Origin of the sequence: Amycolatopsis silviterrae (assembly GCF_042684085.1) — a bacterium.
Taxonomy (GTDB): Bacteria; Actinomycetota; Actinomycetes; order Mycobacteriales; family Pseudonocardiaceae; genus Amycolatopsis; species Amycolatopsis silviterrae.
Genome location: NZ_JBHUKS010000040.1, coordinates 62,001 through 78,941, shown reverse-complemented (window position 1 = coordinate 78,941; position 16,941 = coordinate 62,001). Strand labels below are relative to the sequence as shown.

Annotated in this window: 14 protein-coding genes; 6 read left to right on the top strand and 8 right to left on the bottom strand. The window is 70.8% G+C overall.

Translation table 11 applies throughout. The features are described 5' to 3' along the window. Positions 1–4: 4 nt before the first annotated feature. From ACFSVL_RS44965 to ACFSVL_RS44955, 3 genes are read right to left on the bottom strand one after another with little or no spacing between them, the layout of a single operon-like run. Positions 5–1,693: an ABC transporter substrate-binding protein gene (locus ACFSVL_RS44965; RefSeq protein ID WP_378314048.1), complete on the bottom strand. Its 1,689-nt coding sequence runs from the start codon at positions 1,691–1,693 to the stop codon at positions 5–7. Between the two features lie 19 nt (positions 1,694–1,712). After that, positions 1,713–2,714 (bottom strand): ABC transporter permease, encoded by a 1,002-nt coding sequence (locus ACFSVL_RS44960; RefSeq protein ID WP_378314047.1) that lies wholly within the window; start codon positions 2,712–2,714, stop codon positions 1,713–1,715. Beyond that, on the bottom strand, positions 2,711–3,652 hold the full coding sequence (locus ACFSVL_RS44955; RefSeq protein ID WP_378314045.1) for an ABC transporter permease: 942 nt from the start codon (positions 3,650–3,652) through the stop codon (positions 2,711–2,713). Before ACFSVL_RS44955 ends, ACFSVL_RS44960 begins: the two co-directional genes overlap by 4 nt. Positions 3,653–3,975: 323 nt before the next feature. On the opposite strand from ACFSVL_RS44955, the gene ACFSVL_RS44950 reads away from it, so the two are divergent. Then, the gene (locus tag ACFSVL_RS44950) at positions 3,976–4,626 is read left to right on the top strand and encodes a S1 family peptidase (protein ID WP_378314043.1); all 651 of its coding nucleotides are present in this window, start codon (positions 3,976–3,978) and stop codon (positions 4,624–4,626) included. A gap of 26 nt (positions 4,627–4,652) precedes the next feature. On the opposite strand, the gene ACFSVL_RS44945 is transcribed toward ACFSVL_RS44950, so the two are convergent. Both ACFSVL_RS44945 and ACFSVL_RS44940 read right to left on the bottom strand, forming a co-directional pair. Beyond that, positions 4,653–5,162: a GNAT family N-acetyltransferase gene (locus tag ACFSVL_RS44945; RefSeq protein WP_378314041.1), complete on the bottom strand. Its 510-nt coding sequence runs from the start codon at positions 5,160–5,162 to the stop codon at positions 4,653–4,655. A gap of 56 nt (positions 5,163–5,218) precedes the next feature. Beyond that, the gene (locus ACFSVL_RS44940) at positions 5,219–6,808 is read right to left on the bottom strand and encodes an acyl-CoA synthetase (protein ID WP_378314040.1); all 1,590 of its coding nucleotides are present in this window, start codon (positions 6,806–6,808) and stop codon (positions 5,219–5,221) included. Between the two features lie 90 nt (positions 6,809–6,898). Here ACFSVL_RS44940 and ACFSVL_RS44935 point away from each other — a divergent pair, with 90 nt between their 5' ends. Then, positions 6,899–9,100: a serine/threonine-protein kinase gene (locus ACFSVL_RS44935; protein ID WP_378314039.1), complete on the top strand. Its 2,202-nt coding sequence runs from the start codon at positions 6,899–6,901 to the stop codon at positions 9,098–9,100. A gap of 4 nt (positions 9,101–9,104) precedes the next feature. Here ACFSVL_RS44935 and ACFSVL_RS44930 read toward each other — a convergent pair whose 3' ends face one another. From ACFSVL_RS44930 to ACFSVL_RS44920, 3 genes are read right to left on the bottom strand one after another with little or no spacing between them, the layout of a single operon-like run. Further along, the gene (locus ACFSVL_RS44930) at positions 9,105–9,557 is read right to left on the bottom strand and encodes a hypothetical protein (protein WP_378314038.1); all 453 of its coding nucleotides are present in this window, start codon (positions 9,555–9,557) and stop codon (positions 9,105–9,107) included. A 48-nt stretch (positions 9,558–9,605) separates the two neighbouring features. Beyond that, complete coding sequence (locus tag ACFSVL_RS44925) at positions 9,606–9,971, bottom strand: YrdB family protein (RefSeq protein WP_378314036.1); 366 nt, start codon at positions 9,969–9,971, stop codon at positions 9,606–9,608. 60 nt (positions 9,972–10,031) lie between these two features. Then, positions 10,032–11,303 (bottom strand): lysozyme, encoded by a 1,272-nt coding sequence (locus ACFSVL_RS44920; protein WP_378314034.1) that lies wholly within the window; start codon positions 11,301–11,303, stop codon positions 10,032–10,034. Between the two features lie 1,077 nt (positions 11,304–12,380). Between ACFSVL_RS44920 and ACFSVL_RS44915 the strand changes: the two genes are divergently transcribed. The 4 genes from ACFSVL_RS44915 to ACFSVL_RS44900 are packed head-to-tail and all read left to right on the top strand — an operon-like array spanning position 12,381 to position 16,931. Continuing rightward, entirely contained in the window at positions 12,381–13,673 is a 1,293-nt protein-coding gene (locus ACFSVL_RS44915) for a sugar ABC transporter substrate-binding protein (protein ID WP_378314032.1), read from the top strand. Then, complete coding sequence (locus tag ACFSVL_RS44910) at positions 13,670–14,656, top strand: carbohydrate ABC transporter permease (protein WP_378314030.1); 987 nt, start codon at positions 13,670–13,672, stop codon at positions 14,654–14,656. The genes ACFSVL_RS44915 and ACFSVL_RS44910 overlap by 4 nt, the downstream gene beginning before the upstream one ends. Beyond that, positions 14,653–15,483 (top strand): carbohydrate ABC transporter permease, encoded by an 831-nt coding sequence (locus ACFSVL_RS44905; protein WP_378314028.1) that lies wholly within the window; start codon positions 14,653–14,655, stop codon positions 15,481–15,483. Before ACFSVL_RS44910 ends, ACFSVL_RS44905 begins: the two co-directional genes overlap by 4 nt. A 2-nt stretch (positions 15,484–15,485) precedes the next feature. Beyond that, positions 15,486–16,931, top strand: a complete 1,446-nt coding sequence (locus tag ACFSVL_RS44900) for a glycoside hydrolase family 3 protein (protein WP_449224410.1) — start codon at positions 15,486–15,488, stop codon at positions 16,929–16,931. Positions 16,932–16,941: the final 10 nt, after the last annotated feature.

Below are 16,941 nucleotides of genomic sequence, written 5' to 3'. Positions count from 1 at the left end.
GGGATTACTTCGCCAGGCCCATCTGGAGGTAGTTCGGGTACGCCGGGAACGCGCCGATCGCGAAATTGCCGACCTTCGCGCCGTGCAGGAACGAGTTGCGCGTGTAGATCAGCGGGATCACCGGCGAGTCCTGCATGATCCGCTTGTCCGCCTTGGCCCACAGCTTCCCGGCCGCTGTCGGGTCGACCGTGCCCTGCGCCTCGGTGATCAGCGCGTCCACCTCGGGCACCGAATAGCGCGCCCCGTTGTACCCGCCGTTGCCGATCTCCGAGGTGGCGAACAGCGGCTCGATGTTGGCGTTGGCGCTCGGGAAGTCCGGCTGCCACGAACCCAGGGTCAGGTCGTAGTTGCCGTCGTTGCCGGTGACCAGCGTGGTCCAGGCCTCGTCGTCGAGCGGGCGCAGCTTCGTGCGAATCCCCGCCCGCTGCAGCGCGGCCTGGATCGCCTGCGCCTTGTCCGCTTCGTTGTTCGACGTGGACACCGGGAAGTCCAGGTTGTCGATGCCGTTCGGGAAGCCCGCCTCGGCGAGCAGCTGCTTCGCCTTCGCGACGTCGCCGTTCGGCGGGGCCGGGTAGAGGTCGTACACCTCGCGCCCGGCGATGCCCTCGGTGATCAGCGTCGTGGCGATCGGGCCGGCCAGGTCCGCGCTGCCCGCGGCGGCGACCTGGTAGGCGGTCTTGTCCACGGCGTACTGGAACGCCTGGCGCACCTTGGGATTCGCCAGCGGACCGCGTTTGGTGTTCAGCGCGAGGTAGGCCAGCGCGCCGGACTTCGACGTGACGAGCTGGGTCTTCGCCGCCGGGTTCGTGCGGATCTGCGCGAGCTGCGCCGGGTTCACGAACGACGAGCCGAACGCGAACGCGTCGTTGCCCTGGCTGGCCAGCAGCCGCTTCGCGACCACGCCGGTGTCCTGGCCCATCTGGATCACGACCGAGTCCGGCAGCCCGGTGCGCGCCAGGTCGGTCTTGGCGTCCCAGTTCGGGTTCCGGACCAGCTTGACCTGCACGCCCTTCTGGTACGCCTCGACCTGGTACGGGCCGGACGCGACCGGCTTCGTGTCGTAGGTCGCGTCGGTGCCCTTGCCCTTCGGCACCGGGGCGAACGCCGGCATGCTCGCGATCCACGGCCAGTCGCCGTACGGGCGGGCAAGGTGGAAGACGATGGTCTTCGGGTCCGGGGTCTCGATCGACGCCAGCTCGCCGCCCTTGAACGGGCCCTTGTACCCGGAGCCGCCTTCGAGCAGGTTCTTGTGGTAGCTCAGGCCGCCGGAGAACGCGGAGTCGAACGACCGCTCGATGCCGTACTTGATCTCGGCGCTGGTGATCGGCGTGCCGTCGGCCATCTTCAGGCCGTCCTTGAGCGTGTACGTCCAGGTCTTGCCGTCCGCGCTCGCCCGGCCGGTGTCGGTGGCCAGGTCCGGGACCACGGTGGCCGGGCCGTCCGCGGCGGTCTTCCACGCGGTGAGCCTGCGGTGGATCAGGCTGATCGTGGTGATCGCGAGGTTCTGGCTCTTCGCCGGGTCGAGGTGCTGCGTCGTGGTGTCGCTGAGGATGTAGAGCGTCCCGCCGGACGACACCGCGACCGCGCCCCCGCCGCCGGACTGCTCGTTCGCGTTGCACGCGGCGAGGAACGCCCCCGCACCGGTGACCGTGGCGGTGATGCCGACCGCCTTCAGGAAGTCCCTGCGATCCATGGTTTTTCCGTTCCCTTTCCTACGAACCGAGCCGGGCACGGGGATCGAGCACCCCGTAAAGCACGTCCACCGCGAAGTTCGCGAGGACGACGAAGAAGGCGGCGAACAGGCTGACGCCCATCAGCACCGGCAGGTCCACCTGGTGCACCGCGTCGACGAGCAGCCCGCCGAGGCCGGGCAGCGCGAACACGCGCTCGGTGATCACCGCGCCGCCGAGCAGCGCGCCGAGGTCGACCGCGAACACGGTCACCACCGGCAGCAACACGTTGCGCAGCGCGTATTTCCCGACGACCGTCCGCTCCGGCAGGCCGACCGCCCGCGCGGTGCGGATGAAGTCCTCGCCCATGATTTCGAGCATCTGGCCCCGCGAGAGCCGCGCGTACACCGCGGCGTTGATGAACGCCAGCACCAGCCACGGCAGCACGAGATGCCACGCCCAGTCGACCGGGCTCTGCGCGAACGTCACGTAACCGCTCACCGGCACCACGTCGAGGGTGAAGCCGAACAGCAGAATCCCCAGCAGCCCCACCAGATACGCGGGCGCGGACACCCCGGCGAGCGTCACCGTCATCGCGGCCCGGTCGGCGAACTTCCCGCGCCGCAGCGCGGAGAACACCCCGGTCGCGACGCCGGCGATCAGCCAGATCACCGACGCGCCGATGGCCAGCGAAACGGTGATCGGCAGCCGGTCGCCGATCAGCGTCAGCACCGGTTCGCTCTGCTGGAACGAGTAGCCGAAGCAGGGCGCGGAGCAGACGATCGCGGTCACGCCGGTGCCGAACGTGCGGCCGGTGAAGATGCCGCCGAGGAAGTCGAAGTACTGCTGGATCCACGGTTTGTCGAAGCCCATGAACTCACGCGCCAGCGCCAGGTTCTCCGGCGTGCACGGCTTGCCGCAGGACATGAACGCCGGATCGGTGGGCAGCAGGTAGAACACCGCGAAGGTGCCGAAGCTGACCACGAGCAGGACGCCGAGCATGCCGAGCAGGCGGATGCCCACGAAGCGCAGGGTGCGGTTCACCGGCGCACCGCCGTCTTCGGGTCGAGCGCGTCGCGCAGCCCGTCGCCGAGCATGTTGAACGCCAGCGTCGCGATGAACAGCGCGGCACCAGGGAAAATGAGGAACATCGGATCGGTCTGCACCCAGTTGATCGCGTCGCTGATGGAACGGCCCCAGCTCGGCGTGGGCGGCGGGATGCCGACGCCGAGGAACGACAGCGCGGCTTCCAGCCCGATGTTGGCCGGGATGCTCACCGTGGCCAGCACGATGATCGGCGCCCACAGGTTCGGCAGCAGTTCGCGGCGGAACACGTGCGTGCCGCCCGCGCCGAGCGCACGGGCTGCCTTGACGAAGTCGCGGTTGCGCAGGCTCAGCGTCTGCGCGCGGACCACCCGGGCCACCCGCGGCCAGCCGAACAGGCCGATCACCGCGATCAGCAGCAGCGGCCTCGGGATCGACTGCGGGGCGACCGCGCCGAGCGCGATCATGAAGATCAGCTGCGGGAAGCCGAGCAGCACGTCGGTCACCCGGCTCACCACGGTGTCCCACCAGCCGCCGACGTATCCGGCGCTCGCCCCGAGCAGCACGCCCAGCAGCATCGACACCGCGGTCGCGGCGAGCCCGATCAGGAACGACGTGCGCGCGCCGTACGCGACGACCGCGAAGAGGTCCCGCCCGGTCAGCGGTTCGACGCCGAACCAGTGGCTGCCGCTGATCCCGCCGAGGAAACCCGCGCCGGTGCCGTCGGCCGGATTCAGCAGTTCGGTGTGGTACGTGTACGGATCCTGGCCCTCGATCAGGGCGAGCAGCGGAGCCGCGAGGGCGGTGACGATCACCAGCACGATGACGACCGCGCTGGCTTGCGCCCAGCGGTCGTGCCGCAGCGCGCGCCACAGGTTCCGGGAGGCCGGTGCGGCCGCCGGGACCCCAGCGCTGCCGGGCGACAAGATGTCGGACAACGGTTCCCTATGCAGATCAGCGTTACTTGACGACGTGACAGTAAAGAACCTGAAGGAAATTCACCACGACGGCGGAGCCCGTCCCGGATCGTGAGACGCCGCCGCCGTCGCTCCTCCCCCTGTTCTCGACGCGGTTTTCGCAGGTCGCCAGTGGTTCGGCGGCCCGGGACAGGGTGCCACGCGGACGACGGCCCGGCCACCGTTGTTGTCACCCGTTCGGACGTAGTCCCGGGACCGTCGGCTGACTCCGTTTGTGCCCCCGGACGCCCGGCGCTGGACTGGGCGGACGTAGATCAGTCTCCTGTGGACGGAAGGACCCGCCGATGTCTCGCTGCTCGCTCCGCAAGCTGGCCGGGATCGTGTTTTCCCTGGCCGCGGCCGCCTCGCTGGCCTCCCCCGCGTCCGCGGCGGCCGCCACGGCGGTGAACGGGGGCGACGCGATGTACACCGTTTCGCCGGGCCCCGGCCGCGAGCCGTACTACTGCTCGGCGGGGTTCGCGATCCTGGTCAAGGACGTCCGGTACGTCCTCACCGCCGGGCACTGCACCGAACACGGGCTGGACTGGAAAGACATCGGCGCCAACGGGGACACCCACTTCCCCGGCACCGACTACGGCCGCATCCACGACCCGTCCGGCTCCGCGCACGCGCAGGTCGATCTCTACAACGGCAGCACCCAGCGGATCCTGCGCGCGGGCACGCCGCGGGTGGGACAGACGGTGTGCAAGAGCGGCATGACCACGAAGAAGACCTGCGGGAAGGTCCTCGGCCTCAACCAGACCGTGAACTACGGCGACGGCAAGCTGGTCGTCGGGACGATCGCCACCGACATCCCGGTCGGAGAAGGCGACAGCGGCGGCCCGCTGTTCTACGCCGGGGTCGGGTACGGCGTGCTGTCCGGCGGGAACAGCCAGGTCAGCTTCTTCCAGCCGCTGCCGCCGGTGCTCGCCGCCTACGGGGCCACGCTCGCCTGAACGAGTCGTGAGCGGCGATGCCGGTTCTAAGCGGGATCGCCACTCACGATCCAAAACCGGTCTTCGCCGCGCTTCCGGCCGTCCGGCACGCCGCCGTTGGCCAGGATCGCCCGGCGCGAGGGCTCGTTGTCCACGTCGCAGGTCAACAGGACACGGTCGAGCCCGAGACGGCGGCACTCCGCGAGCCCGGCCGTCAGCATCCGCGTGGCGTGGCCCTGCCTTCGCCACGGGGGCACCACGTGGTAGCCGATGTGGCCGCCGACCTCGGCGAGCTCAGCGGTGAGCTCGTGCCGGACGACCAACGTGCCCAGGTAGTACTCGCCGGAGACGTACCAGAAGATCGTGGAAGGCACTCCCCATCGCGGTCGCACCCCGCGCCGCGCGGCGACGAACCCGGCGAAATCGTCGCTCGCCGCCTCCAGCCACTCGGTCGGGCGGCCTTCGAGCAGGCAGCCTGCCTGCTCGCCGACGAGATACGACGTGCGCACCTCGGCCGTGGGCCAGACCAGACGGGGCGGTTCGACAAGACGGATCATCGGCCTAGTCTTTCCGCCGCTCGCCCGGCGCACAGCTCATTTTCGCCTCCCGGACCTCACGACTGCGCCAGGTCCGCGTGGCTCTCCCGCAGGGTGCGCTTGACGATCTTCCCGCTCGGGTTCTTCGGCAGCGCGTCCGCGAACACCACGTATTTCGGGCACTTGTACCCGGCCAGGTGTTCCCGGGCGTGCGCGATGACCTCGGCCTCGGTGAGCGTGACGCCCTCGCGCGGCACGACCGCCGCCGTCACCGCCTCGATCCAGTGCGGGTGCGCGACCCCGAACACCGCGACCTCGGCGATCCCGTCGAGCAGGTATAGCGCTTCCTCGACCTCGCGGCTCGCGACGTTCTCGCCGCCGGTCTTGATCATGTCCTTCTTCCGGTCCACTACGGAGAGATAGCCCTCGTCGTCGAGCACGCCGAGGTCGCCGGAGTGGAACCAGCCGCCCGCGAAGGCCGCGGCGGTCTTCTCCTCGTCCTCGTAGTAGCCGAGCGTCGCGTGCGGGCTGCGGTGCACGATCTCGCCGACCTCGCCCGGCGGCAGTTCGCGGCCCTCGTCGTCGACGATCCGGGTCTCGACGTTGATCGACGCGCGGCCCGCCGAACCCGCCTTCGTGTGCTGTTCGTGCGGGCGCAGGATGGTCGCCAGCGGGGCCATTTCGGTCTGGCCGTAGAAGTTCCACAGCTGCACGTCCGGCAGCCGGCGCGCGAGTTCGCGCAGCACCTCGGCGGGCATCGCCGCCGCGCCGTAGTAGCCCTTCCGCAGGCTGGACAGGTCGGTGGTGTCGAACGCCGGATGCCGCAGCAGCGAGATCCACACCGTCGGCGGCGCGAACAGCTTCGTCGCGCGTTCGCGTTCCACCGCGGCCAGCAGCGCCGCCGGGTCCGGGCCGGGCAGGAGCACGCTCGTCGCGCCGAGGTAGACGTCGACCGACAGGAAGCAGTCCAGCTGCGCGCAGTGGTAGAGCGGCAGCGAGTGCACCTCGATGTCGTCGCCGGTCATGCTGCCGTCGATCGCGCACGACACGTACTGCGAGATCAGCGACCGGCTCGACAGCAGCACGCCCTTCGGCCGCGATTCGGTGCCGGAGGTGTACATCAGCCGCAGCGGATCGTCGTCCGCCACCAGCACCGCCGGGGCGGTTTCGTCGCCGGGCCGGTCGATCCAGTCCGCCACGCTTTCCCAGTTCTCGTCGCTGCCGCCGATCCGCCCGCGCAGCACGTCGGTGCGGCCGGAGCGTTTCAATGCCTCCGCGGCGGTGTCGAGCAGCGCGTCCTGGGCGATCAGCCCGGACACCCCGGCGTGGCCGAGGATGTACGCGACCTCCTCCGCGCCCAGCATGAAGTTCACCGGCACCAGCACCACGCCGAGCTTGGCCGTGGCGAACACGAGCACCGCGAACTCCCAGCAGTTGCGGCTGAGCAGCGCGAGCCGGTCGCCCTTCGCGAGGCCGCGTTCGGCGAGCCGGTGCGCGCAGCGGTTGACCGCCGCGTCGAACTCGCGGTAGGTCGCCCGTCGCTCGCCGTCGACGATCGCGAGCTTGTCCGGGAGGCGCACCGCGGTGCGCCGCAGGAAATCCCCGACGGAATGCTGGCGGGCGTGCTGGATCGCTTCCGCCGTTTCGGCGCTGAACGGGCTCGGCATAGCCGGAGTCTCATCCACCGGCGCGGCGCGCGCAAGCACGGCCGGCGGCGCCGCTCGGTACGCTTTCCCGGCACCCCCGGGGAGAGGCGCGTGGACGAGACCGAAGCACCGACGCTGGAGCGGCCGGACATCACCGGGCGGCTGCCCCGGTACCGGCTCGTGCGCCAGCTCGCCCGGACCCGGATGAGCGAGGTCTTCGAGGCCGCCGACACCCTGGCCGGCGACCGCGCGGTGGCGCTCAAGATCGTCGGGCCGGAGTTCATGGCGGTGCAAGGATTCCGCACCCGGTTCGAACGCGAGACGCGGATCGCCCGCGACCTGGTGCATCCCAACGTCGTCCCCGTGCTGGACGCCGGGTTCACCGACGACGGCCACCTGGGCTACCTCGCGATGGAGTACGTCCGGGGCGACAACCTCGCGCGGCTGCTCGCCGAACGGGGTTCGCTGTCCTTCGACGAGACTGTCGCGATCGGACGCGGGATCGCCGCCGCGCTCGACGCCGCGCACGGACGACGGCTGGTCCACCGGGACGTCAAACCCGGCAACATCCTCTTGGACGACACCGGCCGCGCGTACCTGTGCGACTTCGGCATCGCCCGCCAGCTCGACCTCACCCAGCTCACCGCCACCGGCGCGTTCCTCGGCACGATCGGCTACGCCGCCCCCGAGCAACGCCAAGGCAAACCGGCCGGACCGGCCGCCGACGTGTACTCGCTCGCCTGCGTGCTCTGGGAATGCCTGGCCGGCGCGCCGCCCGGCCACGACGACGGCCTCGGCCACCCCGGTGCCGCCGCGCTCCGCCGGTCGCTCAGCACCGACCCGGACGCCCGGCACCCGACCTGCGCCGCGCTGGTCGAGGAGCTGGCCGCCGCCCGGCGCCGCCGACGGTGGGTGCGCGCTGGAATCCCGGCCGCCGCCGTCGTTGTCGCGGGTGCGCTTGTCGCCTGGCTGACCACCGCCAGCCCGACCGGGTTCGACGACGCCACTCTCACCCGCCTGCCCGCCGCGCTGCGGGCGAACTGCACCACCGCGGACGCACCCGTTCCCGGCGCGACCGCGACCATCACCTGTCACGACCCGTCCGGCCGCGCCGCCACCACCGCGTTGTACGCCGACCCGAAGCAGGCCGCCGACGCCTACTCGACCGCGCTGTCCCGAGCCGGAGTCGCGGCCGATCGGGGCGACTGCGCCACCGCGTCCGGGGCGGAACATCGTTACCCGGCAACCGGACCCGCGCTCGGCCGTACGTTCTGTCAAGTCCGGGATGGACAGTCCACAGTGGTCTGGAAGAACGAAGCGGCGCGGACGGTCACCACCGCCCAAGCCCCGGCGGGAGACGACCCCGCGTTACGCGCTGCCTGGGTCGGCTGGACCGGCGCGCCCGCTTTCCCGACCCCGGACGAACAAGCCCTCACCGAGATCGCCGCCGGAACCGGCTGCCACCGCGCCACGCCAGCGGATCTCGGCGACTACCCCGGTGCCATCGCCGGAATCGCCTGCACGCCACGCGGCAGCGGTGCCCGCGAAGTCTCGTACTACCGCTTCGCCGACACCCAGACGCTGCGCAGCGGCTTCGACAGTCTCGTCACCGCGGCGAAAGCGCCGAGCGGGAAACCGTGTCCGGGCACGCCGCTGAGCACCACGCGCTTCGACTGGCTGAGCGTCGACCTCGGGCAGGTGCTGTGCCATCCCGGCCCGGAAAGCACCGTCGCGATCGACTGGAGCCTCGAGGCCTTCCACGTCCTCGGGCACGTCACCGGCACCAGCCCGGACGCCGCCGGCGGATGGTGGGCCGAATGGCATCTCGCGCCGCTGAACCGGATCGTCGCACAGGTCAACCGCGAGTCCGCGTTCCCGGCACCGGCGGAAAACGCGCTGCTGCAACGGATTCCGGCCGCGTCCCGGGTCAACTGCGTGCGCCCGTCCGCGGACCAGAAGTGGAACGACCTCGGCGCGGTGCAGTCCACTGCCGCGGTCGCGTGCGGGCGCACCAGCGGCGCCGAGCTGGTCGTCTACTACCAGCTGCCCGACACCGCGACGATGAACCAGATCTTCAACAGCACCGGCACCACCGAAAAGGCGTGTACCGAGCAGCCGCCCGACTTCGCCGCCGACCGCCCGTACGCCCGCGGCGGCCACACCGGACGGCTCGCCTGCGCGACCCTCTCCCCCGGCGGCGAGCGCTATCTCAAGTGGACGGACGACCAGACCGGAATCCTCGCCGTCGCCCATCGCGGCACCGACCTGTTCGCGATGATCGACTGGTGGAACCACGACGCGGGCCCGGCCTGAGCACTCAGCCCTGCACGCTGCCGCCGATCGACGCCGACCCGGTCAGGTTCCCGGACCCGGACCCGCCGCTCGCGCTGTGCGCGGACTCCTTCCCGTCCACCACCGAATACATCTCCACCTGCCCGCTCGCGCCGGAGTAGGTGATCTCCAGCGTCCACTGGTGCGGTTTCCCGTCCGCGGGCACGGTGAGCGACTGCCGCCACGGCATCTTGACCGGGCCGGTTTCCTTGGCGGCGCCGTCCAGGGTGTAGGTGACCTGCTTCAGCGAACCGGAACCGGTCGCGTTCAGCACGAGCGTGTGCGGCTGGCGGTCGGGCACCTGTTCCTTCACCGGAGCGGCCGACGAAGACGACGGCGCCGGGGCGGGCGGCGCGGGGGCCGGGGCGGGGCTGCCCGAACACGCGGTCAGCAGCACGACCGGCACGATCGCCGTCCAGGCAGCGGTACGAAAGTTCATGCGCGCACCGTACTGAGCGCGCGCCGGGACCGGTCCCCTTTCGGGAAATCAGCCGTCCTTCGCCCACACCCGCACGGCCACCGCGACGGCGACGCCCACGACGCCCAGCACGATCCCCGCCACCAGCAGCCCCGACGCGATCAGCCCGAGCGCGGCCACCGCGAACAGCGCCACCTCCAGGAAGAACCGCGTCGGCTCGGGACTGCGCCGCTTGGCCCGCGGCGCGATCACGAGCCCCCAGATCACCGCGGCGAGCGCCGGCCACAGGACCGCCGCCAGCACGTCGAGGAACACGTTCCCGCCGAGCCGCGCGCCGGCGACCGCGAGCCCGGCCAGCAGCGCCAGTTCGGTCAGGAAGCGGACGGCGAGCACCGCGCCGGGGAAACCGCGCAATTCGGGTCGAGTGGTGGTCACGCCGGGGAGCCTAACGGCCGGGCCCGCGCTCCGTACGAGGAGTCGCGGACCCGGCCGGAATCAGCGCCGGGCGACCATCCGCGACAGGGTCATCAGGATCGCGCCGAACACCAGCAGCGCCGCACCGAACACGGCGAGCCGCGGGGTGCTCACGCCGGTCTTCGCCAGCGCCTGCTGCTTCGGCTGGCTCGACTCCGGCGCGGACGCCTTGACCGGCTTCTCGGCGACCTTCTCCGGGGCCTTCGGCGTCACCTTCGCGACCTCGTGCACGCGCGCGGTGAGCGAGTCGGCGTGCTTCGCGTCCGACAGCGACCTCGGCGGGTTCGCCTGCTTCCCGCCCGCCCAGACGAGACCGTTGATGTCCTTCTTCGCCGCGGTCGACGAGGCGGACGTCGGCGACTTCGTGGCCGAACTGGTCGGGCTGGACTTCGTAGTCGTCGGCGGCGAGGTCGTCGCGGAACTGGTCGGAGTCTTGGTGGGCGTCTTGGTCGCCGAGGAGGTCGGCGGCGCGCTCGTGGTCGGCTTGGTGGACGTCGGCGGCTTCGTCGACGTGGTCGGCTTCGGCGGGGCCGGGACCTCGGCCTTCGGCGGCTGGCCGCCGGCGAGCTTGATCAGCTGCTCCATCGAGCCGTTGAACGAGTCCTGGTCGCCGGGCTTGTTGCCGGAGTCCGAGTACTGCCAGATGGTGTAGTACCGCCAGCCCGAGGGCAGCGGACCGGCGCTCTGCGCGTACCGGGCGATGAACAGCGGATGCGTGTCGCCGAACGCCGCCGAGTTGCCGGTGCAGGTCTTCCACCAGTCGGTGGTGGTGTAGAGCATCGGCCAGCGCGACGTCTTCGCGTGCACCCGCTCGGAGAACGACTTCACCCACGACACCATCGCCTGCTTGGACAGGCCGAAGCAGGTGGCACCGTACGGGTTGTACTCGATGTCCAGCATCGGCGGCATCGTGCGGCCGTCTCCCGACCAGCCGCCGCCGTGCGCGACGAAGTAGTCCGCCTGCTTCGCGCCGTCGGACACGTCCGGCCGCGCGAAGTGGTACGCGCCGCGGATCATCCCGACGTCGTAGGAGCCGTTGTACTGCTGCGCGAAGTACGGGTTTCGGTACCCGGTGCCCTCGGTCGCCTTGACGTACGCGAAACGCGCGCCGGCGTTCCAGGCCGCTTTCCAGTCCACGTTGCCCTGGTGCCCGGACACGTCCATGCCCGGCACCTCGGCAGGCGCGGCCGCCGCCGGGGGCGCGTGCAGCAGCCCCAGCGCTCCGACGGCGGCCACCGCTGCCGCCGCCACGACCGAACCCGCCCGAGCCGCAATCCGCCCGGAGCCCGTCATCGTCCACTCCCTCTTCTTTTCCCGCCCAGGGAGCGCTCCGGCCGTTCCGCGGCTCTTCCCCGAGTGCGGCACCGGATCGCCTGGGCGCGACCAGTGTGTGTGACACCCGGGACGCCTGTAAACCACTGGGAGTGATGTGACGCGTGGTACATGAGAGGTTTTCGCAGGCCATGGCGGGTGCGGGCGGAGAGGGGCGGGACGAAACTCACCCGTCCTGGGTCACTGCGGGCAAGCGGGCGGTGGGGCAGGCGGACGGACGGGCAGGCAGGCAGGCAGGCCAGCAGGCCGGGCCGGGGCGGGGCGGGGCGGGGCGGGACCCTGCCGCCGGTCCGGCCGCGCACAGGACGCCGCCGCTGGCCCGTCCCGCGCGGGGCCTTGCCGCCGGTCCGGCCCGTGCGGTCGTGAGTGGCAATCCCGGTTCTAACCGGGATTGCCACTCACGACCCCCACCCCGCGACAGCAGCCTTCGACCCGGCTTCCCCGCCGCACCCGCCACTCCGCAACCGCAGGCACGTCTCGCGTCGCGACCGCAGCAGACCTCCGACCCTCCCGCCGCACCACGGCACCCCGCGCCGCCTCGCAACCGCACGCCTGTCCCGCGTCGTGACTGGTCTCGTGAGTGCTGGCCGGGCCGGGCGTCGCCGCGGATGGTCCGGGCGGAGCGAGGGGTCGTGAGCGGCAATCCCGGTTCTAACCGGCATCGCCGCTCACGACACCCAGCCCCGCGCACCCCGCCGCCGCGAGACTGTCGCCCCGCACTCGCGCAAGGGCCGAAAGTCGGTCCCCTGAAACCCGCCCGGGACCCGCGCCACGCCCGGCCCGGCGAGCCGTTCACGAACAATTTCCCCGCGCCGGAAACCCTTGCCCGCACTGCGGAAACCGCCCGCTACCAGCACTTTTCGCCCAGGAGCGGGTAACTGGCCGGACACGCAGCGTCAACCGGGCCGACGTCTTCGCAACATCTTGGCAACCGGCTTGACACCGGCTGTGGTCCGGACCACCCTGCAGGACATTGGTCTACACCATTTGTCATTCAGCCCCGGTCGCCGACGACCGGGCACCGAAAGGACGAGACACGTGAAGCGCTGGCTCAAGCTGGCGGCGGGAGCCGCCGCCATCACGCTCGCCACGGCCGGGTGTGCCGGCTCCGGCGGGAGTGAGAACGCCTCGAGCGCTGGGGGCGCGCAGGACGGCAAGCTGACCGTCTGGCTGATGACCGGCTCCGCGCCGGACAGCCTGACCGCCGCCCTCCACAAGGAATTCGAGGCCGCCCACCCCGGCGTCAAGGTCGACTACCAGATCCAGCAGTGGAACGGCATCCAGCAGAAGCTGACCACCGCGCTGGCCAGCGACACGCCGCCGGACGTCATCGAGGTCGGCAACACCCAGACGCCCGCGTTCGCCGCGCAGGGCGTGCTGCAGGACCTCACCGCTGACGTGAACAACCTCAACGGCGCGCAGTGGCTGGCCGGGCTCAAGGCGTCCGGGCAGTACGAGGGCAAGACCGTCGGCGTGCCGTTCTACGCCGCCAACCGCGTCGTCATGTACCGCAAGGACATGTTCGAGCAGGCCGGCATCACGAAGCCGCCCGCCTCGAACGACGAGTGGCTCGAAGACATCGCGAAGCTGAAGACGAAGTTCGGCGGCGACTCGCAGTTCCAGCCGCTCTACATGCCGGGCCAGAACTGGTACGCGCTGTCCTCGTTCATCTGGGACAACGGCGGCGACATCGCGAAGGGCGAGGGCAAGTCCTTCAAGTCGTCGCTCAACACGCCGGAGGCCAAGGCGGGCGTCGAGTTCTACAAGAAGCTCGTGGACGCCTCCGGCACCACCGCGCCGAAGGACAACGACGAGGCCACGCCGCAGCAGGCGGGCATCTACGGCGCGGGCAAGGTCGCCATGTTCATCGGCACCCCGAACGAGGTCGCGACCGCGGCGAAGACCGACCCGGGCATCACCGCCAAGACCGGCGCGTTCCCGATCCCGTCGAAGACCGCCGGCCAGGGCGCTCCGGTGTTCCTGGGCGGCTCGAACCTGGTCGTCCCGCTCAACAGCAAGCACCAGGACCTCGCGAAGGACTACCTGAAGCTGCTGACCAGCACCAAGTACATGACGCAGCTGGCCGCGGGCGGCTACGTGCCGGGCACCTCCACCGACCTCAGCGCGCTCGACAAGGACCCGCTGGGCTCGGTGATGGCGAAGGCGTCGAAGAACGGGCACGCGATGCCCGCCAGCCCGAAGTGGGGCGAGGTCGAGTCCGGCCAGAACCCGCTGAAGGACATGCTGACCGCTTACCTGACCGGGAAGAAGACCCTGGACCAGGCCGCGGCTGACGCGAACACGGCCCTCGACAAGATCATCGGCGGATGACCGCGACGAAGGACAAGCCGATGCCGGCGGGGGCGACCCCGCCGGCATCGGCGCACGTCGGGGCAGCGCGGCGGCGCGGCACCGGATGGTTCAGCGAGCGGCTCATGCCGTATCTGCTGCTCCTTCCCGCGCTCGCCGCCGTGCTGGTGCTGCTCGGCTGGCCCACTATTCAGATGCTCGGCATCAGCCTGCGCCAGCTCGACCTGCGCGAGCTGGTGACCGGCAAGATGGTGTGGATCGGCTTCAAGAACTACACCGACGTGCTGTCCGACCCCGAGTTCTGGGCAGTCGCGCTCCGCACGATCCTCTTCACCGGCGCGCTCGTCGCCGGCACCCTGCTCGTGGCGCTGCTGATCGCGGTGCTGATGCGCCATCTCCCCCCGGCGCTGCGGATCTTCCTGCAGATCTCCCTGGTGCTGGCCTGGGCGGTGCCGGTCATCGCCACCACCACGGTGTTCCAGTGGATCTTCGACCAGCAGTACGGCATCCTCAACAAGACGCTGGACCGGCTGGGCTTCCACTCGTTCATCGGGTACTCGTGGTTCTCCACCGGCACGAGCACGCTCGTGGTGATCGGGCTGCTGGTGCTGTGGCAGGCCGTGCCGTTCGTCGCGTTCACGCTCTACGCGGGCCTCATCGGCGTGCCGCGCGAGCACTACGAGGCGGCGGGCATCGACGGGGCCGGGCCGTGGCAGACGTTCCGCGCGGTCAGCTGGCCCGCGATCCGGCCGATCCTGACCATGGTGACGTTCCTGTCGATGCTGTGGGACTTCAACATGTTCGCCCAGGTGTGGGCCATCCGCCAGGGCGGCCCGGACGGCGCGAGCACCACGCTGGCGATCATGCAGTACCTCAAGGGCATCGCGGGCAGCCACTTCGGCTCCGCCGCGGCCATCGCCACCATCATGCTGGTGCTGCTCCTGCTGGTCACCGGCCGGTACGTGCAGCTGCTGGTCCGGACGAAGGACGGGGAGATCGCATGAGGAAGTCCCTGCCCGCCCGGATCCTGGTGTCGGTCGCCGGCGTCCTCGTGGCGCTGCTGTTCCTCTTCCCGACGTACTGGATGTTCACCACGTCGCTGAAGACGCCCGGCGACGTGCTGTCGCCGAAGTACGACCTGATCCCGACTTCGGCGACGCTGTCGAACTTCGCGTCGGCGCTGACCAAGCCCGGGTTCGTCACGTATCTGTCCAACAGCCTGATCGTGACGCTCGGCGCGGTGGTGGCCGCGCTGATCGTGGGCGTGCTCGCGGCGATCCCGCTGGCGCGCTTCCGTTTCCGCGGCCGCAAGGGGTTCCTGCTGCTGATCCTGGTGGCGCAGCTGGCCCCGCTCTCGGCGCTGTTCATCCCGATGTACCTGCTGATGCGCGACATCGGGCTGCTGAACACGCTGCCGTCGCTGCTTCTGGTGTACTTCGCGACGTCGCTGCCGTTCACCGTGTGGATGCTCTACGGGTTCGTCAACGGCATCCCGTACGACCTCGAAGAGGCCGCGATGATCGACGGCTGCAGCCGGGTCGGCGCGTTCCGCCGGGTCACGCTGCCGCTGCTCGGGCCGGGCCTGGTGACCACTTCGGTGTTCAGCTTCATCACGGCGTGGAACGAATTCCTGTTCGCGCTGGTGTTCATGCGGGACCAGTCGAAGCAGACGCTGCCGGTGTGGCTGTCGTCGTTCAAGACGGCGTTCTCGATCGACTGGGGCGGCGTCATGGCCGCGTCGGTGATCTACGCGATCCCGGCGGTGATCTTTTTCCTGATCGTGCAACGGAAACTCGTGTCCGGCATGACCGCCGGCGCGGTGAAGGGATGATGGTGGCTGACCCCCGCAAGCTGGCCGAAGCCGTGCTGCTGCCCGGATTCGCCGGCACGACCGCGCCGGACTGGGTGCGCCGCCGCCTCGCCGAGGGGCTGGGCGGCGTGATCCTGTTCGGCCGCAACGTGGTCGACGACGAGCAGGTCGCCGCGCTGACCGCCGAGCTGCGGTCCGCGCGGGACGGCGTGGTCGTCGGGATCGACGAGGAAGGCGGCGACGTCACGCGGCTGGACGTCGGCAAGGGCTCGTTCATGCCCGGCCCGCTCGCGCTCGCCGCGGCCGGGGATCCCGGGCTGACCTCGTCGGTCGCGGCCGTGCTCGGCGAGCGGCTGGCGGCGTGCGGGGTCACGGTCAACCTCGCGCCGTGCGCGGATCTCGCCATCGCGGCGGAGGATCCGGGCAACGGCGTGCGGGCGTTCGGCTCGGATCCGGTCGCGGCTTCGGCGCACGTCACGGCGTTTGTCGACGGCATGCAGAAGTACGGCGTCGCCGCGTGCGTGAAGCACTTCCCCGGACACGGTGCGGCGACGGAGGATTCGCATTTCTCGCTGCCGGTGCTGCCGCGGACCGCGGCCGAACTGCGGGAAGTCGAACTGGTCCCGTTCGGCGCGGCGATCCAGGGAGGCGTCCGGACGGTCATGTCGGGACACCTCGTGGTGCCGGAGTGGGGCGAGGAACCGGCGACGTTCAACCGGACCGCGCTGGTCGACGTGCTGCGCGGCGAACTGGGCTTCACCGGGACGGTCATCACCGACGCACTGGAGATGGGGGCTGTCTCCGGGGCCTACGGCCGGCACGACGGTCTCGGCGAGGCTTCGGTCCGGGCTCTCCTCGCCGGCGCGGACGCGCTGTGCCTCGGCGGCGCGGCGTTCGATGCCGAGACGCTGGACCGGGTCGCCGAGGCGATCGTCGCGGCGGTGGCCAATGGGCGGCTTTCCTTGGAGCGGCTGGCTGATGCCGCCGAGCGGACTGCTGCGCTCGGCACCTCTCCGAGCCCGGCGCAGCTGCGGCCGGTGGACTACACGCTCGGCCTGTCCGCCGCGCGGAAGGCGTTGCGGATCACCGGCACGCCGAAGCTCGCCGGGCCGCCGCTGGTGGTGGACGTGCAGACCGACCCGGGCATCGCGGCCGGTCCGATGCCGTGGGGGCTGGGGACGCACCTGACGGAGCTGGTCCCGGGCAGCCGGACGCTATCGGTCTCGCCCGGCGACGCCGCTTCGGTGCTGGCCGAGGCTTCGTCGGCGGCGAGTGTCGTGGTAGTGACCCGGGAGGCGCACCGGCATCCGGCGGTGCGGGAATTCCTGGGCCAGCTGTCCACTGTGGACTACATTCGGGTCGAAACCGGTTATCCCGGGCCGGAAACTGGGGATGTGCAGCGGGTCGACACGTTCAGCGGCTCTTACGTGAGCTTGCGGGCGGCGGCGGAGTACCTGGCTGGCGCGTGACGTGAGGGGA

Excerpts from the sequence above, each read along its gene's own strand:
- ACFSVL_RS44965 (WP_378314048.1), bottom strand. The coding sequence starts at position 1,693 with ATGGATCGCAGGGACTTCCTGAAGGCGGTCGGCATCACCGCCACGGTC.
- ACFSVL_RS44950 (WP_378314043.1), top strand. The coding sequence starts at position 3,976 with ATGTCTCGCTGCTCGCTCCGCAAGCTGGCCGGGATCGTGTTTTCCCTG.
- ACFSVL_RS44945 (WP_378314041.1), bottom strand. The coding sequence starts at position 5,162 with ATGATCCGTCTTGTCGAACCGCCCCGTCTGGTCTGGCCCACGGCCGAG.
- ACFSVL_RS44940 (WP_378314040.1), bottom strand. The coding sequence starts at position 6,808 with ATGCCGAGCCCGTTCAGCGCCGAAACGGCGGAAGCGATCCAGCACGCC.
- ACFSVL_RS44930 (WP_378314038.1), bottom strand. The coding sequence starts at position 9,557 with ATGAACTTTCGTACCGCTGCCTGGACGGCGATCGTGCCGGTCGTGCTG.
- ACFSVL_RS44920 (WP_378314034.1), bottom strand. The coding sequence starts at position 11,303 with ATGACGGGCTCCGGGCGGATTGCGGCTCGGGCGGGTTCGGTCGTGGCG.
- ACFSVL_RS44910 (WP_378314030.1), top strand. The coding sequence starts at position 13,670 with ATGACCGCGACGAAGGACAAGCCGATGCCGGCGGGGGCGACCCCGCCG.
- ACFSVL_RS44905 (WP_378314028.1), top strand. The coding sequence starts at position 14,653 with ATGAGGAAGTCCCTGCCCGCCCGGATCCTGGTGTCGGTCGCCGGCGTC.